At 39.5% G+C, this 26926-nt stretch carries 22 protein-coding genes and 1 tRNA gene; 12 read left to right on the forward strand and 11 right to left on the reverse strand.

Annotated elements, in window-relative coordinates; all coding sequences use genetic code 11:
- Nucleotides 1-151 precede the first annotated feature (151 nt).
- The 3 genes from NSU19_RS15300 to yidC all read left to right on the forward strand — a co-directional run bounded on the left by NSU19_RS15300 (nucleotide 152) and on the right by yidC (nucleotide 2778).
- Nucleotides 152-1381 carry an IS110 family transposase gene (locus NSU19_RS15300; RefSeq protein ID WP_027725928.1) on the forward strand — a complete coding sequence of 410 codons (1230 nt, stop codon included), beginning with the start codon at nucleotides 152-154 and terminating at the stop codon, nucleotides 1379-1381.
- A gap of 309 nt (nucleotides 1382-1690) precedes the next feature.
- The gene (locus NSU19_RS15305) at nucleotides 1691-1990 is read left to right on the forward strand and encodes a hypothetical protein (protein WP_339197197.1); all 300 of its coding nucleotides are present in this window, start codon (nucleotides 1691-1693) and stop codon (nucleotides 1988-1990) included.
- Between the two features lie 11 nt (nucleotides 1991-2001).
- Complete coding sequence (gene yidC / locus NSU19_RS15310; RefSeq protein ID WP_327848602.1) at nucleotides 2002-2778, forward strand: membrane protein insertase YidC; 777 nt, start codon at nucleotides 2002-2004, stop codon at nucleotides 2776-2778.
- A 269-nt stretch (nucleotides 2779-3047) separates the two neighbouring features.
- On the opposite strand, the gene yhbH is transcribed toward yidC, so the two are convergent.
- Together yhbH and NSU19_RS15320 are read right to left on the reverse strand one after the other, a co-directional pair.
- Nucleotides 3048-4214: a sporulation protein YhbH gene (gene yhbH, locus NSU19_RS15315; RefSeq protein WP_339197200.1), complete on the reverse strand. Its 1167-nt coding sequence runs from the start codon at nucleotides 4212-4214 to the stop codon at nucleotides 3048-3050.
- 213 nt (nucleotides 4215-4427) lie between these two features.
- Nucleotides 4428-6323, reverse strand: a complete 1896-nt coding sequence (locus NSU19_RS15320) for a PrkA family serine protein kinase (RefSeq protein ID WP_063387245.1) — start codon at nucleotides 6321-6323, stop codon at nucleotides 4428-4430.
- 450 nt (nucleotides 6324-6773) lie between these two features.
- On the opposite strand from NSU19_RS15320, the gene NSU19_RS15325 reads away from it, so the two are divergent.
- Nucleotides 6774-7886, forward strand: a complete 1113-nt coding sequence (locus NSU19_RS15325; protein ID WP_327863191.1) for a glycerol dehydrogenase — start codon at nucleotides 6774-6776, stop codon at nucleotides 7884-7886.
- Between the two features lie 200 nt (nucleotides 7887-8086).
- Here the strand turns inward: NSU19_RS15325 and trmL are convergent, their stop codons facing one another.
- From trmL to queG, 3 genes are read right to left on the reverse strand one after another with little or no spacing between them, the layout of a single operon-like run.
- Nucleotides 8087-8560: a tRNA (uridine(34)/cytosine(34)/5-carboxymethylaminomethyluridine(34)-2'-O)-methyltransferase TrmL gene (gene trmL, locus NSU19_RS15330; RefSeq protein ID WP_094244585.1), complete on the reverse strand. Its 474-nt coding sequence runs from the start codon at nucleotides 8558-8560 to the stop codon at nucleotides 8087-8089.
- A 32-nt stretch (nucleotides 8561-8592) separates the two neighbouring features.
- Complete coding sequence (locus NSU19_RS15335; RefSeq protein WP_339197202.1) at nucleotides 8593-9513, reverse strand: amidase domain-containing protein; 921 nt, start codon at nucleotides 9511-9513, stop codon at nucleotides 8593-8595.
- Between the two features lie 40 nt (nucleotides 9514-9553).
- Complete coding sequence (gene queG / locus NSU19_RS15340) at nucleotides 9554-10687, reverse strand: tRNA epoxyqueuosine(34) reductase QueG (protein ID WP_339197204.1); 1134 nt, start codon at nucleotides 10685-10687, stop codon at nucleotides 9554-9556.
- Nucleotides 10688-10769: 82 nt separating this feature from the next.
- On the opposite strand from queG, the gene NSU19_RS15345 reads away from it, so the two are divergent.
- The gene (locus tag NSU19_RS15345) at nucleotides 10770-11435 is read left to right on the forward strand and encodes a phenylalanine--tRNA ligase beta subunit-related protein (protein ID WP_339197207.1); all 666 of its coding nucleotides are present in this window, start codon (nucleotides 10770-10772) and stop codon (nucleotides 11433-11435) included.
- 119 nt (nucleotides 11436-11554) lie between these two features.
- Here NSU19_RS15345 and NSU19_RS15350 read toward each other — a convergent pair.
- The 3 genes from NSU19_RS15350 to NSU19_RS15360 all read right to left on the reverse strand — a co-directional run bounded on the left by NSU19_RS15350 (nucleotide 11555) and on the right by NSU19_RS15360 (nucleotide 15168).
- Nucleotides 11555-11628, reverse strand: a tRNA-Gly gene (locus NSU19_RS15350).
- A 1899-nt stretch (nucleotides 11629-13527) separates the two neighbouring features.
- Nucleotides 13528-14691 carry a tryptophan synthase subunit beta gene (gene trpB, locus NSU19_RS15355; RefSeq protein WP_063387240.1) on the reverse strand — a complete coding sequence of 388 codons (1164 nt, stop codon included), beginning with the start codon at nucleotides 14689-14691 and terminating at the stop codon, nucleotides 13528-13530.
- An 84-nt stretch (nucleotides 14692-14775) separates the two neighbouring features.
- Complete coding sequence (locus NSU19_RS15360) at nucleotides 14776-15168, reverse strand: VOC family protein (protein WP_063387239.1); 393 nt, start codon at nucleotides 15166-15168, stop codon at nucleotides 14776-14778.
- Between the two features lie 348 nt (nucleotides 15169-15516).
- Between NSU19_RS15360 and NSU19_RS15365 the strand changes: the two genes are divergently transcribed.
- The 3 genes from NSU19_RS15365 (at nucleotide 15517) to ssuE (ending at nucleotide 17482) form a co-directional block, all read left to right on the forward strand.
- Entirely contained in the window at nucleotides 15517-15825 is a 309-nt protein-coding gene (locus tag NSU19_RS15365) for a hypothetical protein (protein WP_339197210.1), read from the forward strand.
- Between the two features lie 76 nt (nucleotides 15826-15901).
- Nucleotides 15902-16663, forward strand: coding sequence for a methyltransferase domain-containing protein (locus NSU19_RS15370; RefSeq protein WP_339197212.1), 762 nt, complete (start codon nucleotides 15902-15904; stop codon nucleotides 16661-16663).
- Between the two features lie 279 nt (nucleotides 16664-16942).
- Complete coding sequence (ssuE, locus tag NSU19_RS15375; RefSeq protein WP_339197214.1) at nucleotides 16943-17482, forward strand: NADPH-dependent FMN reductase; 540 nt, start codon at nucleotides 16943-16945, stop codon at nucleotides 17480-17482.
- Between the two features lie 163 nt (nucleotides 17483-17645).
- Here the strand turns inward: ssuE and NSU19_RS15380 are convergent, their stop codons facing one another.
- The 3 genes from NSU19_RS15380 to NSU19_RS15390 all read right to left on the reverse strand — a co-directional run bounded on the left by NSU19_RS15380 (nucleotide 17646) and on the right by NSU19_RS15390 (nucleotide 20847).
- Entirely contained in the window at nucleotides 17646-18410 is a 765-nt protein-coding gene (locus tag NSU19_RS15380) for a DeoR/GlpR family DNA-binding transcription regulator (RefSeq protein ID WP_063387235.1), read from the reverse strand.
- Nucleotides 18411-18500: 90 nt separating this feature from the next.
- On the reverse strand, nucleotides 18501-19739 hold the full coding sequence (locus NSU19_RS15385) for an MFS transporter (protein ID WP_339197217.1): 1239 nt from the start codon (nucleotides 19737-19739) through the stop codon (nucleotides 18501-18503).
- A 19-nt stretch (nucleotides 19740-19758) separates the two neighbouring features.
- Nucleotides 19759-20847, reverse strand: coding sequence for an alcohol dehydrogenase catalytic domain-containing protein (locus tag NSU19_RS15390; protein ID WP_339197220.1), 1089 nt, complete (start codon nucleotides 20845-20847; stop codon nucleotides 19759-19761).
- A gap of 207 nt (nucleotides 20848-21054) precedes the next feature.
- On the opposite strand from NSU19_RS15390, the gene NSU19_RS15395 reads away from it, so the two are divergent.
- From NSU19_RS15395 to NSU19_RS15410, 4 genes are all read left to right on the forward strand, one after another.
- Complete coding sequence (locus tag NSU19_RS15395) at nucleotides 21055-22704, forward strand: ribulokinase (protein WP_339197223.1); 1650 nt, start codon at nucleotides 21055-21057, stop codon at nucleotides 22702-22704.
- Between the two features lie 303 nt (nucleotides 22705-23007).
- On the forward strand, nucleotides 23008-24027 hold the full coding sequence (adhP, locus tag NSU19_RS15400; RefSeq protein ID WP_063387231.1) for an alcohol dehydrogenase AdhP: 1020 nt from the start codon (nucleotides 23008-23010) through the stop codon (nucleotides 24025-24027).
- A gap of 2 nt (nucleotides 24028-24029) precedes the next feature.
- The gene (locus NSU19_RS15405) at nucleotides 24030-25517 is read left to right on the forward strand and encodes an aldehyde dehydrogenase family protein (protein WP_063387230.1); all 1488 of its coding nucleotides are present in this window, start codon (nucleotides 24030-24032) and stop codon (nucleotides 25515-25517) included.
- A 259-nt stretch (nucleotides 25518-25776) separates the two neighbouring features.
- Nucleotides 25777-26925: an iron-containing alcohol dehydrogenase gene (locus NSU19_RS15410; RefSeq protein WP_339193268.1), complete on the forward strand. Its 1149-nt coding sequence runs from the start codon at nucleotides 25777-25779 to the stop codon at nucleotides 26923-26925.
- Nucleotide 26926 lies beyond the last annotated feature (1 nt).

The raw sequence follows: 26926 nt of genomic DNA on the forward strand, positions 1-26926 counted from the left end.
TGGTTTTCCCCATGCTGGAAGGAGCAGCTTCCAGGGCAGCCCATGGTCCAACGTGAGTTCTCATATGCGAGGGTGACTGGTCAACAGGCGCGATCCGGGGGCATCCCGAAGAGTCCTACCCCTCGATCCTACAACAATAGGAGGTGATCTCATGAAACTCTACGTCGGGATCGACGTGAGCTCACGCGACTTAGCCACCTGCATTATGGATCATGAAGGAAATACGTGCGCACGCTTCAAAGTGGATAATCATCTTCTGGGCGCCACCTTCCTTCGGGATCAAATCCTCCTGTGGGCTAACAAGCGAAAGCCAACCGAAATTCTGATCGGGATGGAAGCCACCTCGGTCTACAGTTGGCATCCAGCTATGTTTTTCCACCAGCAGGAGGCCTTGCAGGCTTGGAACGTCAAGGTGTTTACGATCAATCCAAAGCTCATTCGCAAGTTTAAAGAAGCCTATGTCGACTTGGAGAAAACGGATGACATCGATGCTTGGATCATTGCGGATCGGCTTCGCTTCGGCCGTCTGAAGATGACGGCTGTCCTCAAGGAGCAGTTTCTCGCGCTTCAGCGACTGACACGCATGCGATATCATCTCGTCCACCAGTTAACCCGTGAGAAACAGTATTTTCTCCAGCACTTGTTTTACAAATGCAGTTCCTTTACCCAAGAGGTGGACAGTTCGATCTTCGGACATGCCATTCTCGAACTGCTGCTTGAGTCGTGGAGCCTCGATGACATCTGCCAAATGGATGTCAAGCAGTTGGCCGACTTCCTGCGCCAAAAAGGGCGCAATCGCTTTGCCGATCCGGAATGCATCGCCAAGTCGATTCAAAAGGCGGCCCGTTCGTCGTATCGGTTGTCCAAGTGTGTCGAGGATTCCATCGACTTGCTGTTAGGGCTGTCGATTCAATCAATCCGCAGCCTGCAATCGCAGCTCAAAGAGCTCGATAAAGCCATTACCCGCCATCTTGAAGGCATTCCGAACACACTGCAAACCATCCCAGGCATCGGACCGGTTTATACCGCAGGCATCCTGGCCGAAATCGGGCAAATCGAGCGGTTTCACAATCAGGCCGCCTTGGCAAAATATGCCGGCTTGACATGGTCCAAGCACCAATCGGGCCGTTTTCAAGCCGAGGACACCTCCCTCATTCGTTCCGGCAATCGCTATCTCCGTTACTACCTAGTGGAGGCTGCCAACTCGGTACAACGGCATGATGCGACGTTTCGTGCGTACTACCGGAAGAAGTATGAGGAAGTGCCCAAACACCAACATAAACGAGCCCTCGTCCTCACCGCTAGAAAACTCGTGCGTGTGATCGATGCGCTGCTACGCAACGGTCAAATCTACACGCCAAGAAAGGGGGAAGATCGATAAGAGGATCGATCTGGTATACCAATATCAACCTTTAGACCCAGTTTATTACATGTACTAATACTGGGTTTCTTCAGTATTGCCTTTTTTCGGATCATCGGACAAGGGAATTTCCAATTTCTATGATTTTTCACCTTGACATATTACCGCAGGACTTTCGAAAAAATTTTATAATCACATAATAGTTGAAATAACGATTTTTGTAAACCTAAAATTTATTTAAGTTTACATTAAAATGTTTTTTCATAAAGAAATGACAATTAGGCTTGTTCACGATACAATATCTTTATAATTGCTATTGAGGTGACTCTTGTGCCCGAACTAGAGCTGACTTTTGATACATTAATCATCGCCCTTTCACTGCAGATCTGCATACAGATCGGGCTAAACTTTTTTCATCGTTATGTCCGTACTGGTTATCAAATTTCTGCCAAAGCGAAATTTGAACAGTTCAAAAACAGCTTTTTTGACAGCATTTCAAGAGAGATCCCGTATTTCACTTTCCTTTTTCTTTCATTTCTTATAAAGAAAAGAAAGCGGAAAGAGGGACCGGACGATATGGAGGATCATCTTTTTCCTTCCCTGTTGGAGACACATTTTGTTTATTTATAAGGAGGAAAAAGATGCGAAATATTTTGTATATCGTAGTCATGATCACTTTTGTTGCACTAACTGGATGCAGCGCTGGCAGCTCAAATCAATCAGGCTTTTTCCATCAAACATTCGTTGAACCTTTTTCAATTATTATTAAAACTTTTGCGGACTGGTTTCACGGCAGCTATGGAATCGCGATTATTTTAATTACGGTCTTGATTCGGTTGATTCTTATGCCGTTAATGCTTCGCCAATATAAAGACCAGCAAAATATGAAATTGAAAATGGAGAAAGTCATGCCGGAGATGAAGGAGCTGCAAGAAAGGTTTAAAAAGGCGAAGGATCAAGCAGAACAACAAAAAATTCAAAAGGAAATGATGGATTTCTATCGAAAGCACGACATCAATCCATTGAAAATGGGCTGCCTTCCCATTATTATTCAAATGCCGATCATCATGGGGCTGTATTATGCCATTCGCGGTTCGAAAGAAATTGCAACACATTCATTTTTATGGTTTAATCTCGGAACACCTGACCTTATTTTGACGCTTTGTGCTGCAGCTATTTATTATGTGCAATTTAAAGTTTCCATTAGAACGGTACCTGAAGATCAATTGCAAGGACCGATGAAAATGATGGGAATGCTGTCGCCGCTAATGATAGGAACAGCTTCTTTTGCTTCACCCGCTGCCTTGCCTCTTTACTGGACAGTGAGCGGATCATTCCTTATTCTGCAAACATTACTTGCGCAAAAGCTCTACTATAAACCAATAGAAAAAGAAAAAGGCCAGAACTCTGAACAGTAGAATCAGTAGCCGTACAAAAATACCTTTTGCGAACAATATGAATAAATTAGCGAATTGATCTTTCCTCTTGCGTTAGACAGTAAAATAACCTGTCTAGCGCAGGAGGAAATTTTTTTGGTTGAAAGGGACTGTGAAAATCTTCGTGCTTATCTTCTCTCCAACATTCAAATGAATCTGCTGAAATTTTTCCTTCAAAAAATCTTTTTGAACAGCTGTTACTAGAAACTGCAAAACAAAAGAAGGGACCTATGTCAGGCCCCTTTTCACATTTAGCTGGTTTTACTTTCTTGTTTTTTAAAAAAAGTTTTCATCGCATGAAACACATCTGCTTTTTGCTTTAACACAAAATAGCGGAATTTTGGATTGTTGATGTTTTTATAAGCAGACATTAAGGTGGAGTATCTGTTGTACTGGTTGACCTCGCCGTAACAAAAGATGTTGCAAATTTTCATCAGTTCTTCCACAAGCTTCACGCATCGGCTGTTGTCTGAAGTTAAATTATCTCCATCGGAAAAATGGAATGGATAAATATTGTACCGGGAAGGCGAGTATTTATCTTCAATAAGTGCTAATGCTTTTCGATAGGCAGAAGAACATATAGTGCCTCCGCTTTCACCTTTTGAAAAAAATTCATCCTCAGTGACAACCTTTGCCTCCGTATGATGGGCAATAAATTCAATATCTACCGTTTCGTATTTCGATCTTAAAAATCTAATCATCCAAAAGAAGAAACTTCTCGCCATGTATTTTTCCCATATTCCCATAGAACCGCTCGTATCCATCATTGCAAGCACAACAGCTTTTGACTCTGGTTTTTCCACTTCGTTCCAAGTTTTAAATTTCAAATCTTCCGGATATATCGGATAAAAACTTCGTTTTCCTGCCATCGCATTTCGTTTAAATGCCGAAAGCATTGTCCGTTTTTTATCAATGTTTCCCATAAGGCCTGTACGGCGAACATCGTTAAATTCTATTTTTTCAGCAATATTCACATCCATTTCCTTTTGCTGTAAATCTGGAAGTTCAAGTTCCTGAAAGAACGCTTTTTCCAAGTCCATAATCGACACTTCAGCTTCATAATAGTCCTCTCCAGGCAAATCTCCAGCGCCTTCACCTTTCCCAGCTGCTTGTGCATCATTGCTGCCATCCCTCGCAACGACATCGCCAATTTTACTGTCTCCCTCTCCTTGGCCGACATGTTTGTTTTTGTCATAGTTATATCGAATTTTATATTCATCAAGCGACCGTATCGGAATTTTTACTACATTTTTTCCGTTTGACATGATGATGCTTTCTTCTGAAATAAGATCAGGGAGATTATTGCGAATCGCTTCTTGCACTTTTTCTTGATGGCGAACTTGGTCATCATGGCCTTTACGATGGAGGGACCAATCCTCTCTAGAAACAACAAAGTGATGGTTCCCTTTGGATGTCATTTTTTTCCCTCCCTTAAAAAACTTGGCAATTCTTTTATTATATTCATACGAATGGGTTTGTTTGAAAAATAAGAGATTATTCTATCATATGCTTGAATCTTCCATAATTGACATGCTGTTATAAAAAACAGCTATTGCACACCTTTTTTGATTGGAAATTTTGAAAAAAATAGCGCCCATTGGGCGAATCATGAATGAAGCCAGCTTCAATTGTCAACGATTTAGCAAGCTGCCTACATAGCGAAGAAGTTCATTGGCAGATGTCGAATTGTATCCATATTCATCAATGAGTCTCGCTACAACCTCGTTAATTTTCTTTAATTGCTGTTCGTCAGGCGTTTTAGTTGACGTTGTAATTTTCACAACGTCCTTCAAATCTGCAAACAATTTTTTTTGAATAGCTTCGCGCAACCGCTCATGGGAATTGTAGTCAAAACGTTTCCCTTTTCTTGCATATGCTGAAATGCGAATCAAAATTTCTTCTCGGAAAGCTTTTTTTGCATTTTCTGAGATGCCGATTTGCTCCTCAATCGAACGCATCAATTTTTCATCCGGATTCATTTCCTCGCCTGTCAGCGGATCGCGGATTTTGCTTTTATTGCAATACGCTTCAACATTATCTAAATAGTTGTCCATTAAAGTTTTTGCTGATTCTTCATATGAATAGACAAACGCCTTTTGAACCTCTTTTTTCGCAATTTCATCGTATTCTTTCCGCGCGATGGAAATGAAATTCAAATAACGCTCACGGTCTTCTTCTGAAATCGAAGGATGCTGATATAAACCTTCTTTTAACGAACGAAGTACATCTAACGCATTGATAGAAGGCACTTCTTTCCGAATAATGGTAGAAGAAATCCGATTGATGACGTAACGAGGATCGATGCCGCTCATTCCTTCTTCCGGATATTCTTTTTTTAGCTCTTCCACATCTACAGCATTAAACCCTTCAACCAATTCTCCGTCGTAAAGCCGCATCTTTTTCACAAGATCGATATCCGATCTCTTCGGCTCCTTTAAACGGGTTAAAATAGTAAACATTGCCGCTACTCTCAATGTATGAGGAGCGATATGAACATCGGATACATCGCTTTCTTTAATCATTTTTTCGTAAATTCTTTCTTCATCGGAGACCTTTAAATTATACGGGATCGGCATGACGATAATTCGCGAATGGAGAGCCTCATTTTTTTTGTTTGAAATAAATGAACGATATTCTGTTTCATTCGTGTGAGCGACTATGAGCTCATCAGCTGAAATGAGCGCGAATCGGCCCGCTTTAAAATTTCCTTCCTGAGTTAGAGATAGCAGATGCCATAAAAATTTTTCATCACATTTCAACATCTCTTGAAACTCCATCATTCCTCTGTTTGCCTTGTTAAGCTCTCCATCAAATCGATAAGCCCTCGGATCGGATTCTGAGCCGTATTCAGCAATTGTAGAAAAATCTATACTTCCCGTTAAATCGGCAATATCCTGCGATTTTGGATCAGACGGACTGAATGTGCCGATTCCTACCCGTTTGTCTTCTGAGAAAAAAATTCGTTCAACTAAAACATCCTCAATTCTTCCGCCGTATTCTTCTTCAAGGCGCATCATATTAAGTGGAGATAAATTGCCTTCAATTCGAATGCCGTATTCTTTATAAAAGTCATCGCGAAGATGGTGCGGAATTAAGTGCAAAGGATCTTCATGCATCGGGCAGCCTTTAATTGCATAAACTGCACCTCTATCGGTTTTCGAATATTCTTCTAATCCCCTTTTTAACAAAGTGACAAGTGTAGATTTTCCGCCGCTGACAGGACCCATTAACAACAGAATTCTTTTTCTTACATCCAGCCGCTTAGCAGCGGGATGAAAATATTCTTCCACAAGCCGTTCCAATGCTTCGTCCAGTCCGAAAATTTCCTGGTTGAAAAATTTATATCGTTTTCGGCCATTAATCTCCTCAATCCCTGCATCTTTTATCATATTATAAACGCGAGAGTGGGCGGATTGGGCTATCCATGGTTTTTCTTTTAATATTTCCAAATATTCAGCGAAGGTGCCTTCCCATTTTAAGCGCTCTTCCATTTCTCTATGCTTTTCGATTTTTTTCAAAATATCCATCAGGGACCTCCTCCATCGTTGGTTTGAGCACCAGATTAATACAATTTATGCGAGGATGTCCTTAAAGATGATTTTTGATTAGCTTAATATTTGAAAATGAGTTAAAAAATTTTGACAAAATGACAAACCTTAGGGAAATTCTTTCACTCGTTGGGAATGTTAATGTATAATAAAACTAGTAATTTTTGATTACGTTGTACATATGAAGGAGGGATCTTTTTCATGAAAACTGCTTTAGTTTTAGGTGTCTGCATCACATTTTTAATTGCTATTTTCACTGCAGGATACAACGATAAACCTGGTGTCAACAAAAAATAATTTTGTGCATATTGATGATTTGTTCACAAGTAGTCCTCCCGATAATTTTGTGAAGCGATAAAGCAGGTAGGGAATTGCGGCTTGTTTTAGTTCCATGAAAATAACTCCAAAAACATAAAAGGGGTGCTAATTATGGCGGTAGAAAGAGTATTTATCAGCCCTGCAAAATATGTTCAAGGTAAAAATGTCATTACAAAAATCGCGAATTATCTTGAAGGAATTGGAAACAAGACAGTCGTGATAGCTGATGAAATAGTTTGGAAAATTGCTGGGCATACAATTGTAAACGAATTAAAAAAAGGAAATATTGCAGCCGAAGAAGTAGTTTTTAGCGGAGAAGCTTCGAGAAACGAGGTAGAAAGAATCGCGAATATTGCAAGAAAAGCAGAAGCTACTATTGTAATCGGCGTTGGTGGAGGAAAAACGTTAGATACCGCAAAAGCGGTAGCGGATGAATTAGATGCTTATATAGTGATTGTGCCGACAGCTGCTTCAACTGATGCTCCAACTAGTGCTCTTTCTGTTATATATTCTGATGACGGCGTATTTGAAAGCTACCGTTTTTATAAAAAGAATCCAGATCTTGTACTTGTCGATACGAAAATTATCGCTAATGCTCCGCCACGTTTACTTGCCTCTGGAATCGCTGATGCACTTGCAACTTGGGTGGAAGCACGCAGTGTTATAAAATCCGGAGGAAAAACGATGGCGGGCGGTATCCCTACAATTGCAGCTGAAGCAATTGCAGAAAAATGTGAACAAACTTTATTCAAGTACGGGAAGCTTGCCTATGAATCAGTAAAAGCAAAAGTGGTCACCCCTGCGTTAGAAGCGGTCGTCGAAGCAAACACGCTCCTTAGCGGACTAGGTTTTGAAAGCGGCGGTTTGGCAGCGGCTCATGCTATTCATAACGGATTTACCGCGTTAGAAGGCGAAATACATCATTTGACACACGGAGAGAAAGTGGCATTTGGTACTCTTGTCCAGCTCGCTCTCGAAGAACATTCACAACAAGAAATTGAACGCTATATTGAGCTTTATTTGAGCCTTGATTTGCCAGTCACGTTGGAGGACATTAAATTAAAAGATGCTTCACGCGAAGATATACTAAAAGTCGCTAAAGCAGCAACCGCAGAAGGGGAAACAATCCATAATGCATTCAATGTGACAGCTGATGATGTAGCAGATGCGATTTTTGCTGCTGATCAATATGCGAAAGCATATAAAGAAAAACACCGCAAATAACGTTTTGAATTGGCATTTCTTCATGGGATACCTTGTTGACTGCAAAAAAGGCCAGGCGCTTTGACAGCTCTGGCCTTTGTATTTGCTTTTTTAACCTTATGGTAGTCCGCTCCTTCTCATACTTCCTTTATATTTGAACAGAATAACCGCCAAAAATAATGTATATTTACAATCCGAAAGAAGCCCAAAACTAAAAGTGTTTAAGATAATCCATGAAAGCTTTGCTGTCTTAGCGCCTCATACACTAAAATAGCGGCAGTGTTCGACAAATTTAATGCCCGAACGTTTTCCGTCATTGGAATGCGCAAACACCGATCTTCATTTTCTGCAAGCAATTCTTTTGGAAGTCCTGTTGTTTCACGTCCAAAAATGAAGAAAATCTCTTTGGAAGGATCACTAAAATCATAGCTCGTATAATATCGTTTTCCAAATTTAGTTATATAGTAGAAATCCCCGTTCTGGTTTTGCTGAAAAAAATGGTCAAGAGAATCATAATAATGAATGTTTACAAATTCCCAATAATCAAGCCCTGCGCGTCGAAGCATTTTATCATCCGTTGAAAAACCTAAAGGACGAATTAAATGAAGGGCTGTATTAGTCGCCGCACAAGTTCTAGCAATATTTCCAGTATTTGCAGGGATTTCTGGTTGATATAAAACAACGTGTAATGCCACAATGATTCACCTCGAAAACTATTATAACATTTTTAAGAATCCTCATTATCATCAATGATATGAAAAAATTTATATTGAATGTTTTCTGTATAGGCAGTTGAGTCTTCGTACGACCAATATCTCATTCGGCTGTTGGATGTTTGGGCATTGACAAGCGGCATATCGCTTTTATCTTTTGCAACAACAAATGTTGAATGGTCAAATCTGCCGTCGCCTTGAAAATCATAACAAATCACATCCCCGGGCTTAAGCAGCTCAGGAGACGAAACTTCTTTCGCTCTAAGTCCTGTTTTCGATGTGGACAAATACAGCATCAGCGCATGAGCTACAGACCAGCTGTAGCTCCAATTATTATTCGCAAGCCACCATCCTGATGACCGGTTCGGGTAGCCTCTCATCGGCGCATCACCGGCACGTAAACATTGGGAAACATAATTTGTACAATTTACGTCAAAATAAGGATAATTCGGATTTCTGCTGTTCCACCACCGTTCCGCATATTGGACGCTTTTCAACCGATCATATTGAAAAGAAACCCGTTCATCTTTTTCTTGCCATTTTTCGTTTGTCCAATCATCCTCTTCATCTTTATGAAAACAGTCTTTTAGTTTAACTTCATCAGATATTAAATGACCTTTATTGGAAAACTTCGCTACCCGCTCTTCCCCAATTTCTTCTATATATAAAAAATCACCCTGCTTATAAAGAAGCCTGTAATCACATAAATAATCTACAACGGTTGCCTCATCTTCGATCTGTTTCGGCCATTTTATGAGACAAGTCGCTTTCACTATTTCCGCTTTTCGTTTTGCTGCCAGCTCTTTTTTCTTTTCACACCATTCAAGCTCTGAAGATTGCTGCCGATTGTGATTGACAGATTTGTTCACTAAAAATTGCAGCTTTTCATTTATTTTTCGATAAACAGCCTGTACGTCCACATTTGTCACCACCATTTTCGTTTCTTCTATATACGTATGATGGTGACAATTAAAATCATGCTTTCAACATTTCAATTCCTTTGACAATTTCATTCTTTACTTCTTCATCTTGTTCTTTTTCCAGAGCTTTTTCCAATTCAAAAAGCACTGATTGATCTCCTATCCTTCCAATCGCCCATGCGGCGGTTCCCCGAATAATCGGTCTTGAATCTTCGTGCATCAGTTTAATTAAGTCAGGCAAAGCCGTTCTATCTTTATAATGGGCTAAAGCGATGATCGCATTTCGCTGAATCGGTTTTTTTCCTCTCCATGAACCAGCTATATGGCCGAATTTTTCTTTAAACTCGCGGTTTGAAATATGAAGAAGCGGCTTTAATTTTGGCTTTGCAATTTCAGGATCCGGTTCCATTTCAGAATGGATATGGAAATCCTTTCCTTTATTTTCCGGACAAACAAGCTGACAAGTGTCACAGCCGTAAAGCCTGTTTCCGATTTTCCCACGATATTCATCAGGCAGAAACCCTTTTGTTTGCGTTAAAAAAGCAATACATTTCTTTGAATCGAGCTGCCCGCCTTGTACGAGCGCACCAGTCGGACATGAATCGACACATATGTTGCAGGATCCGCATCGGTCTTCAATGGGGCTGTCGGGAGGAAAAGGAATATTTGTAATCATTTCGCCCAAATATACATAAGAGCCGAATTCCGGTGTAATAATCATGCAGTTTTTTCCGCTCCATCCGATACCGGCTCGCTCTGCTACGGCCCGATCCGACAGCTCCCCCGTATCGACCATCGATTTAACCTGTGCTCCGTCCACTTTTTCTAAAATAAAGCTTTCCAGCTTTTTCAACCGATCTTTTAGAATCACGTGATAGTCTGTCCCCCATGAAGCCCTGCAAAATAAACCGCGCCGCTCTTTTTTTGTACTTCTGGGAGCATTTTTCATTTTTGAAGGATATGCCAACGCTATAGAGATAATCGATTTTGCTTTTGGAAGGAGCAGCTCAGGATTTGTCCGCTTTTCGATATCAGGCTCCTCGAATCCTGACTGATATCCTAACTGCTGCTGTACAATTAGCCGCTCCTTCAATGTTTCAAAAACATCAGCACTCGCAAAACCGATTTTATCGATTCCAATTTGCTTGCTGTATTCAATAATTTCTTGTTTGAGAACTGCGAAATCCACACCGCTCCACCCCCTTTATTTTTATTTCAAAAAATATATAAACTATGTTAAGATAAAATGGCTGAAAATAGGAGGGAAATCAATGGAATTTTTTATTGCTGAAGAGGTCAAACAACGAATTCCTCACTTTAAAATAGGCTTAATTGAGTATGATCATATTCAAGTATCCGAATCCCCCCAAATGTTAAAAGGGAGACTTCGTTTCTTTCAAGAATCTATTTTTTTCGATCTAGAAAATAAAAATGCAGCTGAATTAGACGGCATTCGAGAATGGCGGGAAGTCTTTAAGCGTGTTGGCACTGATCCTAATCGATACCGCCCATCCAATGAGGCTCTTTTTCGCCGCGTTCAAAAACAGCAATACTTACAGTCTATCCATTCAGCCGTTGACTTAAATAATTTTTTCTCCTTGAAATATGAAATTCCGTTAGGCATCTACGACCGAAACAAAATAAAAGGACCTATTACGTTAAAAATCGGTAAAAATGGCGATTCATATGATGCCATCAACGGCCGCCAAGTGAATTTGGAAAATAAACTAGTAACCTGTGATGCAAACGGACCTTTCGGAAGCCCCTATGTTGATTCTAAGCGAACAGCAGTACAGCTTTCGACAACAAGCGCTTTACATATCGTTTATTTAAAGCCATCGATGCGGACAGAAGAAGCAAAAAAATTACTTGAAGCGATGGCAAACATGTTTGTTCAAATTCACAGTGGAGATGCTCGCCAACAAATTTTCGCTTAAGCCTCTCCCTTTTCTTTCTTTTAATGGCATGGCAGCCATATACAAAATTTCTATAATGAAAAAACGCAATGCTTCGTTTGCTTATAAAAACGAAACACTGCGTTGATGAATGATATGTATGGAGCGGGTGATGGGAATCGAACCCACGACATCAGCTTGGAAGGCTGAGGTTTTACCACTAAACTACACCCGCATACATTATTTCTTTTCTATCAAGACGAAAAACACGCACTTGCCATGCCTCTTCCTCTTCCAGCTTATTCGAAGAAGGAGATGCGTCGAGGCAACTCGATGCTTATTCATTGAAGCATCGCTCGTGGCTGAGGTTTTACCACTAAACTACACCCGCATACATTATTTCTTTTCTATCAAGACGAAAAACACGCACTTGCCATGCCTCTTCCTCTTCCAGCTTATTCGAAGAAGTAAATGCGTCGAGGCAACTCGATGCTTATTCATTGAAGCATCGCTCGTGGCTGAGGTTTTACCACTAAACTACACCCGCATACATTATTTCTTTTCTATCAAGACGAAAAACACGCACTTGCCATGCCTCTTCCTCTTCCAGCTTATTCGAAGAAGTAAATGCGTCGAGGCAACTCGATGCTTATTCATTGAAGCATCGCTCGTGGCTGAGGTTTTACCACTAAACTACACCCGCATACATTATTTCTTTTCTATCAAGACGAAAAACACGCACTTGCCATGCCTCTTCCTCTTCCAGCTTATTCGAAGAAGGAGATGCGTCGAGGCAACTCGATGCTTATTCATCGAAGCATCGCTCGTGGTAGCCGTAATGCAATGACGGGTTTTATTATAGCAAAGCGAAAATGACGGTGCAACGGAAAAATGTAAAAAAAACGACATTTTTTTATGTTTTTGTCGAAATTGTGAACAAAATAGATACCAAGCTGTCCATTTAACACCCTATACCACTGAAAAAAGCATTAAATCAACAAGTTTTTCTTATTTCGTTCATATATTTACAAAGCTGGTGGTAAATGTCCGGCGTTTAAATGTAAACTCCGAAATCATGGCAAGCTTAGATAACAGTTAGATTGAACCCCTCAGTCATTCCTTCGCAAACTAAATTTATCAACCAACATAAAATACTAAGAGCTGAGAAGATTCCTATAAAATCAGAGTAAAGTTAAGACCAAATGATAACTATACCTCAAAAACTACACCATTTTGATTCATTGAAAAAATGTGATGAGCGCACTTATCCCATATCTTTTAACTTTCTATAGCACTTTCGTGACTACAGCTCCCATACCTTGCCCATTTCAGAGCTGTCAAGAATTTTTTCAAAGATAAATATACACTTATCCGGTGGATCAAAAATCTGCCTTTTTTATATTACTATAAACAACTTGCTCTTCTAAAAATTCAGCTGATGAATCGTTAAAAGAATCGAGTAGGAGGGAGCGATTAACTCCCGTCCTCTCACACCACCGTACGTACGGTTCCGTATACGGCGGTTCAATTAAGATAATTGACGCAAGTCTTTATAACTTCCGTGAATAGCTGTTCTCTTTATGCCAGTGGTCACTCCACCCTCCAAGAGATCTCCCACGGGATTCACCGCTTCCTCCCTCAAGTGAGGTACTACGTTTTCTGTGTTCATCATGACTCACTGAATGCCAAGGGCTATTCTCTCTTAATTGTTCGGTCCTTCTTAGTTGTTCTAGACCAACTAATACTATGACCTCTGCTGACTTCTGACTGTTCAGCTATCTATCACTAGATAGGTTACCAAGGTTACTTGGCGTGCCAGCCAGACCTCCCCGGGTAAGAGTGTAATCTTTCCTTCCATCCATCTGCTTCATTTACTCTGTATCACCTTCGGCAGAAAGGGCTTTGTTTTGTCTTGCAAACTCACCCAGTGATACCTAGCCTCATATGAAGTTCGTGTTCCGAGAGACCTTAAAGTTTGCCGCTCGCTTCCTTCAGATTCCGCGTCACCACGGACACCCTTGCGTTAAGCTAACTGCTACTTCTGCCTTCGCAGCTCGGGACTTTCACCCTATAGATTACACCCATGCCGGGCGCACAAGTAAAAAATCGACGTTCAAAAACGCCGATTTTCACCTTATTTTTTCAACATTTCAAACACTTGCTCGACATCCTTATCTCCTCTGCCAGAGAGATTAACGATCACAATATCCTCCTTGCTTAGCTGCGGGGCAAGTTTCATCGCATATGCTACAGCATGTGAACTTTCAAGGGCAGGGATGATTCCTTCCAACTTAGATAATTGCTGAAAAGCTTCCAAAGCCTCTTTTCCAGACACCGTAACATATTCTGCCCGTCCGGTTTCCTTCAAATAGCTGTGCTCTGGACCAATTCCAGGATAATCAAGCCCTGCTGCAATAGAGTAAGTCGGCATTGGATCATTATTTTCGTCAAGCAAAGTTAAGCATTTAAATCCGTGAATAACAGCTGGAACACCTTTCGTAAGCGTTGGTGCCTCTTCCGGCTCCACTCCTATTAATCTTACGTTTGGTTCGTCCAGATAATGCGCAAAAGCTCCGATTGCATTGCTTCCTCCTCCTGCACAAGCAATCACTGCTGTTGGAAGCTTCCCTTCTTTTTCAAGAATCTGCTTTTTCGACTCTTCACTAATAACCGATTGAAAATGCTTGACAATTGTTGGATACGGATGCGGGCCGACAGCAGATCCAAGCAAGTAAAACGTGTTTTGGTAATTTTCCACATAATCAGCTAAAGCTGCATCCACCGCATCCTTCAAACGTCCTTGTCCTTTTTCAACCGGTACTACCTTTGCACCAAGCAGCTCCATCCGAAACACATTTAATGCCTGCCGCTCTGTATCGAGCTTGCCCATATAGATGGTGCATTCCATTCCAAACATCGCACACGCGGTTGCTGTTGCAACACCGTGCTGTCCAGCACCCGTTTCTGCAATGATTCTAGTAGCCCCCATCCGTTTGGCAAGCAAGATCTGTCCAATTGCATTATTGATTTTATGTGCTCCGGTATGATTTAAATCTTCACGTTTTAAATAAACTTTCGCGCCCCCGAGCGCTTCTGTGAAATTTTTCGCATATGTCAGCGGATTTTCTCTACCAACATATTCTCTTAAATAATATGCCAATTCTTCATTAAACGTTGAATCGTTTTTAAATTTTTCGAAATTCTCTTCCAGTATGTCCAATGCTCTTTGCAAATCCTTTGGAACAAAGCTTCCTCCAAATTGGCCAAAATAACCCTTCTCAACTGTTTGCTGACTCATCTTACTCATCTCCTCTAAGCTTTTATTCAATTATAGCAAAACATGTTCAAATCAAACACTTATTTTTAGAATTTCTGCCGCTTATTATTTTGCATAGTTTAGCTCCCAAACTACACCGAATTTATCGATTACCACACCATATTTTGAATTCCAAAAAGTATCTTGCAATTCCATTTTGACCTGTCCGTCTTTCGCTAATGTTGTAAAAATTGAATTTATTTCATCTTCTGACTCCAAATCCAATGTCAGCCATATATTGTTCCCCTTCGTCACCGGTGAGAAAACATCGGCAAAATAAAGTACACATGATTCGTTAATATGCAGCTCGGCATGAATATATTTTCCTTCGTGGCCTTTAAACATTTCTTTTCCATCGGATGTCTCTACATTTTTAAGTTCTCCTCCAAATACTTGCTGATAATATTGCAACGCTTCCTTACAGTTATGCAAATAAATATGAGGGATTATTTTTTTCATCTTTTTTACCCGCCTTTGCCAGATTGTAGGGATAAACATTCTTCTCGTCCATTTTATCATAAGGGAATGACACCTTGTTTTATATAAAAATAAACGGGTTAAATGATTCAAAGCTTTTTCTTTTGTCCAAACTAAAATCTTTATGAAATAGAGCATTACTAGAAACAATTGAAATATTCTAAAATATAAAATGAAGTTAAAAAGCGCAGCGTGATGCAGGTTACCTGCTCCGAAAATAGTTTTCAAATTGGTAAACAAGAAACATCTTGTTATATTGTGTAATCTTTCTTAACGAGATACTTAGCAAAAAATTCAAATTATGTAAAAATCAATTTGGAGGACACATTCATGAAGAAGAATGACTACTTTCATTCGAAAAATTACACCGGGAATCATTTACATGTAGACAACTTTAAAGATGAATTTTCCCCTTTTATCGAAGGAATTGCCTGGGAAAGAACTGATGGCACAATGGATTTATTTTTTGACGATTTAAAAGAGGAAGAATTTCAACAATTATTTGCAAATAAAGAGCATTATTATGATAAATTTAAAGGTGGATTTATAGAAAATGTTCAAACAAATGAGGAAGCGTATGAAAAATTTCGTCAATGGGTGGATGAAGTACTGGAACCGTTTAGAAATGGCCAAAAATAAGCGAATGTTCCATTGAAATGCATTTTGCAAAATTCTCCCATATTTTTACTACAAATGAAAGAAGGGATCCTATCACATGAAAAAAGACAGTTGGAATGCAGCTTTGTATGATGCAAAACATTCATTTGTTTCCAAATTTGGAGAGCATTTGCTTGATCTGTTGGAGCCAAAAAAAGGTGAACGTATTCTTGACCTCGGCTGCGGTACGGGAGATTTAGCCTGGAAGCTTTACGAATTAGGAGTTGACGTCGTCGGAATTGATAAATCAGAAAATATGATTAATCAGGCTAAAGCAAAATACCCCGGTTTAAGCTTTGAGGTGAAGGATGTTCTAAATCTTGGATACCGCAACGAGTTTGATGCCGTTTTCTCCAATGCAGTTCTTCACTGGATCAAGCCGCCAAAACAGGCGTTAATCAATATATACCAGGCCTTAAAGGAGAACGGCCGTTTTGTAGCGGAATTCGGCGGCAAAGGCAATGTCAAAACGATTACCGATGCCATCCGAAATGAATTCAATAAATTGGGCATGGAGGAATTAGCAGACCAATTTCCTTGGTATTTCCCGAGCATTGGTGAATATTCATCGTTGATGGAAGAAGTGGGGTTCCGTGTCGTGTTCGCCCAGCATTTTGACCGCCCAACGCCATTACATGGGGAAAATGGGGTAAAAAATTGGATAGAGATGTTCGCTGGCAGCCTGTTTAACAGTTTGACAAACGAAACAAAAAATCTTATCTTCACAAACGTGGAAAACAACTTGAAAAACGTCATATATAAAAATGGCATCTGGTTTGCCGATTATAAGCGAATTCGCGTCATCGGGATTAAAGAATAGCACGTAAAGAGGCGTCTCATATCTTCGCGAATTGTTGAATCTAAAAGAAAGTGAACAATATGTAACTTTCTCAAAAAAATTTTGGAAAAAGCTAAATCTCCAAGAGCTTAAAGTTGCTTCTTATTTTCTCTTGATTTATGCTCAAATTGAAGGCTATTAGAATAACAGCTAAGAGCCTCCATATATTGACAGAATATAAAAATGATGATAGCATAAAGCGAACTATTTCAATAAGATTTATATGTTTTTTTAGAATCGTAGAAAGGAGCATAGTAGTAAATGAGCAAAGTTGTAATTATCAATGGAAGTCCGTTTCCATCATCAAGATTAAATGGATTAATCCAATATGCTGAACAGCAATTGCAGCAAAAAGGAATTGAGATTGATTACATTCAAGTAGTACAGCTGCCTGCGGAAGATTTAATCAAAGCAAAATTCGACAGCGAGGCGATTCTGAACGCCAACCAAAAAGTAGAACAAGCTGACGGAATTATCATCGCAAGCCCAGTGTATAAAGCAGCTTATACAGGCGTATTGAAAACATACCTTGACCTACTTCCGCAAAAAGGGCTTTTGGGTAAAACAATACTTCCGTTGTTTATTGGTGGCACATTGGCTCACCTTCTATCTATAGATTATGCGCTAAAACCAGTGTTATCCACAATGGGAAGCAGATATATTCTAGGAGGCGTTTATGCCGTTGATGCCTGGGTAACCAGAGAAGAAAATGAACAATACAGCTTGTCTGAAGAGCTGGTGCAAAGATTGGACGCAGCAGTAGAGGAATTTGCGAATGCTTTAAATGGACAAAAAGCATGATCAGCTCCTAATCAAAACTCAAAGGTTTTTTTGTTCGTACTTGATTTCGCAAAATTGCCGCTAGTAAATTAAAAGCAGACTGCCCGTACGGTGCAATCTGCTTTTTTCATTATTATTGTTAATAAAAAATGAAAGCATTTTGAGTAAAATATTGAATTTTTCTTTATACAAGATGAAGATTAACGCCACTATTTTCCCATTTTTTGATTTCAATCTCACTTAATTCAGAGCCTATAATAACTGCATCAATTTGATTTGGACTGGCAACAGTATGCAAAGCAATCCTTCCTACTTTCGTATGATCCGTTACAACATAGACGCTCTTCGCAGCTTTTATCATAGAACGCTTCGTTGCAGCAATCTGTTCATCAAAATGAGTAAGGCCAAATTTGTGATGAAGGGCTGGCGTTCCGATGAATGCTTTGTCCACATGGAGATTACCTAACACTTCATCAGCAATGAGTCCATTTAACATATAGCTTTCCGGATATAGCGTGCCACCTGTTACAATAACTTTAATCCCATTTGAAAAACGCAACTTTGCCGCAACATTTATATCGTTTGTAATTACTGTTATGTTTTTTCTATCTAATATCGCTTCAGCAATATGAACGGTCGTTGTTCCTGAGTCTAGTATAATATTTTCGCCATCTTGTATAAACTGTGCAGCACGCATGCCAATTCTTCGTTTTTCCTCGAACTGAACGGTTTCCCGATCCTGAAAAGACGGCTCCGATTTTACTTTATCTTCCTCAATGACAACGCCGCCATGGGTTCTTCTCAATTTCCCCTCTGATTCTAATAGCGACAAATCTCTTCGAATCGTTGCCTCATGAACATTAAAATATACAGCCAATTCAGCCACAGTAGCAATTTTCTTTTCCTTTACGTATTCTACTATTTTTTTTTGCCTTTCAAGAGCTAACATAGTCGAACTTCCTAACAATTTAAATTTTTCTATTCTTATATTATTCTCTTTTCATTAGGAATTCAATCGACTATGTTTTTTCAGCTCTTGTTATTTCGTTTCTTCAGGCAATGTAATAAATTTGGTTAATAGAGCGCTTACAAAATAAAGTATTGCCAGCACCCAAATAACTCCTGCATTTCCTATTGAACCAATTAACAGGCCAACGATAGCAGGACCAACAAAAACAGGCAAGCCAGCGCCTAAATTTAGAACAGACATTGCAGCTCCTTTGTCCTCTTTCACCAACGAAGGTACTAAAGCAGACAACGGAACATATCCCGCTAACAATCCGCCCCATAAAATGGCTACTAAGCCAACAATCCAAATATTACCATTAAACCACTCTGGAAAATAATATATAGCTAAAGTAGTAACTCCGCAGCCAATACCGCCAAAATACATGATGGTATTGCGCCAGCCAATTTTATCCCCTATATATCCAAAAAATAGATTAAATAAAATATTGCTTGTAAAAATTGTCCCCCAAATAGCCAACCATGTAGATGTTGGAATTCCGTGTCCAGCAAGATAAGTAGGCAAAAAAACAGGAAATGCAAACTGCGCAGTAGTATTAATGACACGAACAATGCCGCCTAATAATACTTTCGGCTCTTCCTTGACAATTGTGACACCTTTTATTAGCTCATATAATTTTTCTTTTGCAGAACTTCCTTGTTTTGGTTCTAATTTGTCTTTATTAATTATTAATGCGATTATCGCCCCTAATACGACCCAAAAGATTGATGACCACAACGTAGTATAGTGCCCAAATAATTTGATTGCAACTACGGAATAATAAGCCCCTAAAACATTTAAACCTCCTGTAAATACAAACCAAAACCAGCCGACTGCTGTTCCGAGACGCTCCTGATCGGCACGGTAAGCAATCCATACTAGGAAAGAGTATGCAAACAGCGGGTATCCCAAGCCCCTTAATGCATAAAACGGAACCATCCACCAAATATTAAAATTCGGCAGCCCAAAACTTAAAAATCCAATTGTTCCCAGTATATAAAATAACACCCCTAGCCACATCGTTCTTTTTGTACCAAGCGCTTCAACTAATACTCCGGACAGCCACGAAGAAACAGCGACTGTCACCCCATAAGCCGAAAACAATAGGCTAGTTTGCTGAACTGTAAATCCTTGATCAATTAACCAAGGACTTAGCCAGCCAATTTCCAGTCCATCTCCCATCATGAAAATTAAAATCCCTAAATAACCCCATGCAATCGAAGAAGGTATACCTAATTTTTCAGTCCATTTCACTCCAGTTACTTGTGTCATTATTTTACACCCCTTTTATTTAGTTCCATGAAAAAGATAAATATGTTTTTTTCCACCCTTTATGTTCAGCAGCTTCATCCATTGCCTTTTTTAAATCTTCTGCGTTTCGGATTGCTATGCTTTTTTCCGGTATCAACTTAGAGAGAGTTTTCTGATAATCTTCATTTAGAAATGCTTGCATCAAAGTTTTAAAATCTTCACTTGAACTTCTGGAACTTCCGTAAAGCTGCAACCCTTTTTCTAATACATCTCTTGTATTAATTGGTACACGCTGCTCTGTCACCCCCATTAAAATCAATTTGCCTTCAGGCTCCAATAAATCAATCGCTTGGTTGATAGCGCTTTCGCTAAACTTGCCACCTGTGCATTCAATTGCAACTGTCACCCCTTTAGCTTCTAAAAAAGGAAAATCGTTAACTAAGTGTACAGTGGCAAAATCAAACTGATTCAGTTTTTCTTCCACTGCTCCAAACACTAATAGCTGGCTTTTAGGAATATGAAAATAATGATATAGCATTGCGGCTGTTAAATATCCTACTGGTCCATCGCCGAACACAGCAATTTTCCCTTTATGAAAATCTTCTTCTTTCAAATGATTCAGTGCATGCAGTGAAACTGAGCATAACTCTGCTAATACAGCAATCTCATCTTTCAGCTTTTCTGGAATTGGTACAACATTTTCGCTTGGCAATACTAAAAACTCCTGACCAATGCCGTCATATCCGCTTCCTAAAAACACTCCAGTTTTACAATAGTTATCTGCGACATTTCTCCTGCAGGATTCACAACAATCTTCTTTTTTCTTTTGCTCTAGTCTGTAACCAGGGATGCTTGGCACAATTGCAACCTTTTGTCCAACTTGTATAAACTCATCTTTTGAAATGACTACTTCTCCAATCCCTTCATGAAATAATGCCATCGGAAGCTTTTGGTTAAGAGCTTCTTTTCTTCTTTTGCCGGTATAGTATCTTAAGTCTGCATGACAAATACTGGCTAAAATAGGCTGGACGACAACTTCACCTTCCTTTACTTTATGTTCAATAACTGTTTCTTTAAATTTTCCAGGCTCTATTAACCTATAAGCCTTTGAATAAATCACATCTGTCATCCTTAATCCTCCATGTTCATTTATGTTCTTTCTTGCTTATTTTTGATTGTTTATAATGAATATAATCCGATACTGTTTAAATTGTCAATATAAATGAACAAAAATATGTTTATTTTTGCTCGATTATATTAATTTTATGCTTGTAAATTTTATTTTATTAGTTTAATATAATCAGTACAATGAAAGCATTTTCATGGAGTGGTTGGTATGGAAAAATATACTATTGGAATTGATTTCGGTACTGAATCTGGGAGAGTTTTAATAGTAAACATTGACGATGGATCTATTAAAGGACAATGTGTCATTCCATATGCGCATGGAGTGATTACAGAGATGCTTCCGACGAACGATGGGACGAGATTACCCAGAGATTATGCTCTTCAGCATCCGGGCGACTATTTAGAAGTCATTATGAAAGGAATTCCTCATGCTATAAAAGATGCAAATATCAGCTCTTCACAAATTATTGGTATTGGCATTGATTTCACCTCATCTACTATGGTCGCAGTAGATGAAAAAGGAAAACCATTATGTTTTCACAAGGAATTTCAAAACAATCCCCATGCGTGGGTAAAATTATGGAAGCATCATGGGCCGAAAAAAGAAACAGAAGAAATGTTCAAATTAGCTTCTTCACATAAAGAAAGCTGGCTAAAAAATTACGGCTACAACATTTCAACAGAATGGTTTATCCCAAAATGCTATGAAGTTTTTTGCAAAGATCGTGAAGTGTATGAAAAAGCTAGCTTATTTTTGGAAGCAGGAGATTGGATTGTTTCACAGTTAACAGGGAAAGTTGTCAGAAGCAATTGCTCGTTAGGCTTCAAAGCTTTTTGGAATGAAAACAGCGGTTTTCCCGTGCAATTTTTCGAAAAGCTCCATCCTGAATTTAAAAACATTGTTTCTTCAAAGTTAAAAGGTAAAATTGGATATATTGGTGAAAAAGCTGGGGTCCTCACTGATGAAATGTCAAGTCTTTTAGGATTGCCGAAAAATCTGCCTGTCGCCGTTGCCATTATCGATGCTCATTCCGCAGTATTAGGAGTCGGTTCATCCAAACCGCATCAATTGACAATGGTAATGGGGACGTCCACTTGCCATATTATGCTGAGCAAAAAAGAAATTCATATACCGGGTATTTCGGGAGTAGTAAAAAATTCTATTATCCCAAGATTATATGCATACGAAGCCGGACAATCCGCTGTAGGCGATTTATTTGGCTGGTTTGCAAAACAAGTTCCGGAATCATTGATGAAAGAAGCGAAAGAACAAGGAATTTCAGTATTTGATTTACTGGAAAAAAAGGCATCTCACCTAGAGCCTGGTCAATCTGGTCTCATTGCATTAGATTGGCATAATGGAAACCGATCTATACTTTCAGATGCAGATCTTTCAGGAATGATTGTAGGACTGACCCTAGCTTCCAAACCTGAGGATATCTATAGAGCATATATGGAAGCTACAGCATTTGGCGCAAAAATGATTATTTCAAATTATGAACAAGCAGGATTAAAAATTAATGAAATATTTGCTTGCGGTGGTTTGCCCCAAAAAAATGATTTACTCATGCAAATATATGCAGACGTTTTAAATAAAGAGATTATTGTTTCAGCCAGCGATTATACCCCTGCAGTTGGCGCTGCCATTCTTGGCTCTGTTGCAGCTGGCAAGGAAAATGGAGGATATGATAGCGTAGAAGAGGCTGTTGAAAAGATGAAACAGCCAATTTTGAAAACTTACAAACCAATTCTCAGCCATGTAGAAAAATATAAAAAATTATTTCAAATATATCAGCAATTACACAATTATTTCGGAATTACGAAAAAAAGTTGGATGAAGGATTTAAAATCTCTTTAATCCGAACATGTCGCCCCAAAAAATATCTGCATGGAAGCATATCGTCAGTGCCGAAAGCAATATGATCATTCATGCTTGAGCAAAAACTGAACACTATATTTTTAGCAGGTTTCCCATTGGAACAACCTGCTTTTTCTTTTCACGCAACAATTCTGCCAATATTTTGTTCAAGTCTGCCAAAAATTCGGCAAAAATCTATTTTGTATTTTTCTAATATTCCGCAAATTAAGCGCTTTCAATTTTGGTACGGTTCTTGCATGATATAAAGTCGAAAAAAAAAAAAAATGAAAGGGGTTGTTTTGAGTGAAAGCAGCAGTAGTTAACGAATTTAAAAAAGCACTTGAAATCAAAGAGGTGGAAAGACCAAAACTAGAGGAAGGTGAAGTTTTAGTTAAGATCGAAGCATGCGGTGTGTGCCATACGGATTTACATGCAGCCCATGGTGACTGGCCGGTTAAACCGAAATTGCCGTTAATTCCGGGGCATGAAGGAGTCGGAATTGTTGTAGAAGTCGCAAAGGGAGTTAAATCAATAAAAGTGGGAGATCGCGTCGGCATCCCATGGTTATATTCTGCATGTGGTGAATGTGAATATTGTTTAACTGGTCAAGAAACACTTTGCCCGCATCAATTGAATGGCGGATATTCCGTTGATGGCGGATATGCGGAATACTGTAAAGCTCCCGCAGATTATGTGGCGAAAATTCCTGATAACTTAGATCCAGTTGAAGTAGCTCCAATTTTATGTGCAGGCGTAACGACATATAAAGCGTTGAAAGTATCAGGTGCTCGGCCAGGTGAATGGGTGGCCATTTACGGTATTGGAGGACTTGGTCATATTGCATTACAATACGCCAAAGCGATGGGACTTAATGTGGTAGCTGTTGATATCAGTGATGAAAAATCAAAATTAGCCAAAGATTTAGGTGCAGATATTGCAATCAACGGTTTAAAAGAAGATCCTGTCAAAGCGATACATGATCAAGTAGGCGGTGTTCATGCTGCTATTAGTGTAGCGGTGAATAAAAAAGCATTTGAACAGGCCTATCAGTCAGTGAAACGGGGAGGCACATTAGTTGTTGTCGGTCTGCCAAATGCTGATCTGCCTATTCCGATCTTCGATACAGTATTAAACGGCGTTTCCGTTAAAGGTTCCATCGTCGGTACAAGAAAGGACATGCAGGAAGCATTAGATTTTGCTGCTCGCGGAAAAGTCCGTCCAATTGTTGAAACCGCTGAATTAGAAGAAATAAATGAAGTATTTGAAAGAATGGAAAAAGGAAAAATCAACGGTCGTATCGTACTAAAATTGAAGGAGGATTGATGATGAGCTCAATTGCAGCCCCTAAATTAAAAGAAAAAGTTGAAAAGTTTTTATCCGGCAAGAAAAAAATGTATATAAACGGCAGCTTTGTTGAAAGCGCTTCAGGAAAAACATTTGACACTCCTAACCCTGCAACGGGAGAAAGATTGGCAACAGTTTATGAAGGAGATGCTGAAGATATCGACCGCGCTGTGAAGGCAGCCAGAGAAGCGTTTGACCGAGGACCGTGGTCAAGAATGAGCGCAGCAGAAAGAAGCAGGCTCATGTATAAACTGGCGGATTTAATGGAGGAAAATAAAGAAGAACTGGCTCAGCTAGAAACATTGGATAATGGGAAACCGATTCGTGAAACAATCAATGCCGACGTACCGTTGGCAATTGAACACATGCGTTATTATGCTGGATGGTCTACGAAAATTGTCGGACAAACAATTCCAGTCAATGGACCGTATTTTAACTATACACGTCATGAACCAGTTGGCGTCGTAGGACAAATTATTCCTTGGAACTTTCCATTGCTCATGGCAATGTGGAAGCTTGGCGCCGCGCTTGCAACCGGTTGTACAGTTGTATTAAAGCCAGCTGAACAAACACCTCTTTCTGCTTTATATTTAGCTGAACTTATTGAAGAAGCCGGTTTTCCTGCTGGTGTTGTCAATATTGTTCCCGGATTTGGTGAAACAGCAGGTGATGCATTAGTCAAACATCCACAAGTTGATAAAATTGCCTTCACTGGTTCAACTGAAGTCGGAAAATTAATTATGGCAAACGCTTCGAAATCTCTTAAACGCGTTACGTTAGAACTAGGCGGTAAATCACCGAACATCATTTTGCCTGATGCTGATTTTTCAAAAGCAATTCCGGGTGCTTTAAATGGCGTCATGTTCAACCAAGGACAAGTTTGTTGTGCAGGCAGCCGCGTCTTCATTCAGAAGAAACAGTATGACAATGTTGTGGCTGATATGGTATCCCATGCAAAATCTATTAAACAAGGATTTGGACTAAAAGCAGATACAGAAATGGGACCGCTTGTTTCTTCCGAGCAGCAAAACCGAGTCCTTGGATATATTGAAAAAGGGCTGGAAGAAGGTGCTGAACTTTTAACAGGAGGACAAAAACCTTCCGAACAAGGGTATTTTGTAGAGCCGACTATTTTTGCCAACGTTGAAGATTCTATGACCATTTCAAAAGAAGAAATATTCGGACCGGTAATCGCCGCTTTGCCATATGAAGATATAGACGAGTTGATTGAACGTGCAAATGATACAAATTATGGATTAGCAGCAGGGGTTTGGACGCGCGATGTTACAAAAGCTCATTACATTGCTAACAAGCTCCGTGCTGGAACAGTTTGGGTAAACTGTTACAACGTCTTTGACGCTGCAAGTCCGTTCGGCGGATATAAAGAATCCGGCATAGGAAGAGAAATGGGATCCTATGCATTAGACAACTATACAGAAGTGAAAAGCGTTTGGATTGCCCAGAATTAAACAAAATAGGGGAGTGCTCAATAAGCCCCTAAATAATTCAAGTAGAGAAAAACAAATCGTTTTTCTCTACTTGATTTCGTATTTTTGTCTGAAAGTAGCTGGCGGATGCCGGCTACTTTCAGTATGTTGTGGTAAGCAATGAATTGTTGCTTGCCACTTACATATTTTGTTTACCTTTTACATATTAAAAGGATTTTTTTATTTTTATATGGAATTATGTATTTATGGAAAAACTGTCAATGTTAAAGGGGGGGACATAATGAACATTCATAAATTTGTCATGCCGGAGATAATATTTGGAAACGGTTCCATTTCTGAAGTCGGCAACTGCTGTTTACGTTTGGGCGCATCCAATGTGCTCATCGTCAGTGATCGCGGTATTTCGGAGGCCGGCTGGCTGGATGTAGTCATTAATAGCTGCGTGAAAGCCGGTTTAAAATACGAGACATTCATTGACATTACGGTTAATCCAAAGGATACAGAAGTGGATAAAGGGCGAAATATATATCTTAAATATGGATGCGATTCGGTGATCGGGATTGGCGGAGGCAGCGCTATTGATGCAGCCAAAGCTATTGCTCTGTTAGCGACAAATGGCGGAGTCATTCATGATTATGAAGGCGTCGACAAAATTAAGCATCCCCTCCCGCCTCAAATCATGATTCCTACTACAGCCGGCTCGGGATCAGAGGTTTCACAATTTTCTATTATTTTAAATACAGAAAAACAGAAAAAGATGACCATCATTTCAAAATCATTAATACCAGATATTGCTATTATTGACCCTGAAACACTCGTGACAAAAAGTTCCCATTTAACTGCTTCAACAGGAATCGACGTTTTAACACATGGGATTGAATCGTATATTAGTTTGGCCGCAACACCGCTAACTGATGTTCATGCCAAAAATTCTATATCGCTTGTCGCTAAATATTTACGGCCTTCTGTCGCCTCTAAATTAAATAAAGAGGCGAAAACCAATATGGCAATGGCAAGTTTACAAGCTGGAATTGCCTTTTCCAATGCCATTTTAGGAGCTGTTCATGCCATGTCTCATGCAGTTGGTGGCAGATATCCTATTTTGCACGGCGATGTGAATTCTATTTTATTGCCTCATGTCATGGAATTTAATTATTTAGCAAATCCTCAAAAATTTGCAGATATTGCGTATCTCCTTGGATTAAATGATTGCGACATATCGAAAATGGAAGCAGCCAAAAAGGCGATTGACCTTGTGAAGGAATTAATTCAAGATGTTGGAGCTCCGCAAAGGCTTTCTGAAATTCATGTAAAAAAAGAAGAAATTCCTCAAATGAGCTTAACTGCTTTAAATGATGCATGTATGATCACAAATCCAAGGGATGTCACTGTCGAAATTATTGAAGAACTTTTCAGAAAGGCTTGGTAGA

Source organism: Aeribacillus sp. FSL k6-2211, from assembly GCF_037966125.1.
GTDB classification, from domain to species: Bacteria; Bacillota; Bacilli; order Bacillales; family Aeribacillaceae; genus Aeribacillus; species Aeribacillus composti.

Excerpts from the sequence above, each read along its gene's own strand:
- trpB (WP_063387240.1), bottom strand. The coding sequence starts at position 14,691 with ATGAGTCAGCAAACAGTTGAGAAGGGTTATTTTGGCCAATTTGGAGGA.
- NSU19_RS15335 (WP_339197202.1), bottom strand. The coding sequence starts at position 9,513 with ATGGTGGTGACAAATGTGGACGTACAGGCTGTTTATCGAAAAATAAAT.
- NSU19_RS15370 (WP_339197212.1), top strand. The coding sequence starts at position 15,902 with ATGAAAAAAGACAGTTGGAATGCAGCTTTGTATGATGCAAAACATTCA.
- NSU19_RS15410 (WP_339193268.1), top strand. The coding sequence starts at position 25,777 with ATGAACATTCATAAATTTGTCATGCCGGAGATAATATTTGGAAACGGT.
- NSU19_RS15320 (WP_063387245.1), bottom strand. The coding sequence starts at position 6,323 with ATGGATATTTTGAAAAAAATCGAAAAGCATAGAGAAATGGAAGAGCGC.
- NSU19_RS15385 (WP_339197217.1), bottom strand. The coding sequence starts at position 19,739 with ATGACACAAGTAACTGGAGTGAAATGGACTGAAAAATTAGGTATACCT.
- NSU19_RS15345 (WP_339197207.1), top strand. The coding sequence starts at position 10,770 with ATGGAATTTTTTATTGCTGAAGAGGTCAAACAACGAATTCCTCACTTT.
- NSU19_RS15380 (WP_063387235.1), bottom strand. The coding sequence starts at position 18,410 with ATGTTAGCTCTTGAAAGGCAAAAAAAAATAGTAGAATACGTAAAGGAA.
- NSU19_RS15405 (WP_063387230.1), top strand. The coding sequence starts at position 24,030 with ATGAGCTCAATTGCAGCCCCTAAATTAAAAGAAAAAGTTGAAAAGTTT.
- NSU19_RS15300 (WP_027725928.1), top strand. The coding sequence starts at position 152 with ATGAAACTCTACGTCGGGATCGACGTGAGCTCACGCGACTTAGCCACC.
- yidC (WP_327848602.1), top strand. The coding sequence starts at position 2,002 with ATGCGAAATATTTTGTATATCGTAGTCATGATCACTTTTGTTGCACTA.
- NSU19_RS15390 (WP_339197220.1), bottom strand. The coding sequence starts at position 20,847 with ATGACAGATGTGATTTATTCAAAGGCTTATAGGTTAATAGAGCCTGGA.
- NSU19_RS15365 (WP_339197210.1), top strand. The coding sequence starts at position 15,517 with ATGAAGAAGAATGACTACTTTCATTCGAAAAATTACACCGGGAATCAT.
- NSU19_RS15325 (WP_327863191.1), top strand. The coding sequence starts at position 6,774 with ATGGCGGTAGAAAGAGTATTTATCAGCCCTGCAAAATATGTTCAAGGT.
- NSU19_RS15395 (WP_339197223.1), top strand. The coding sequence starts at position 21,055 with ATGGAAAAATATACTATTGGAATTGATTTCGGTACTGAATCTGGGAGA.
- ssuE (WP_339197214.1), top strand. The coding sequence starts at position 16,943 with ATGAGCAAAGTTGTAATTATCAATGGAAGTCCGTTTCCATCATCAAGA.
- NSU19_RS15360 (WP_063387239.1), bottom strand. The coding sequence starts at position 15,168 with ATGAAAAAAATAATCCCTCATATTTATTTGCATAACTGTAAGGAAGCG.
- yhbH (WP_339197200.1), bottom strand. The coding sequence starts at position 4,214 with ATGACATCCAAAGGGAACCATCACTTTGTTGTTTCTAGAGAGGATTGG.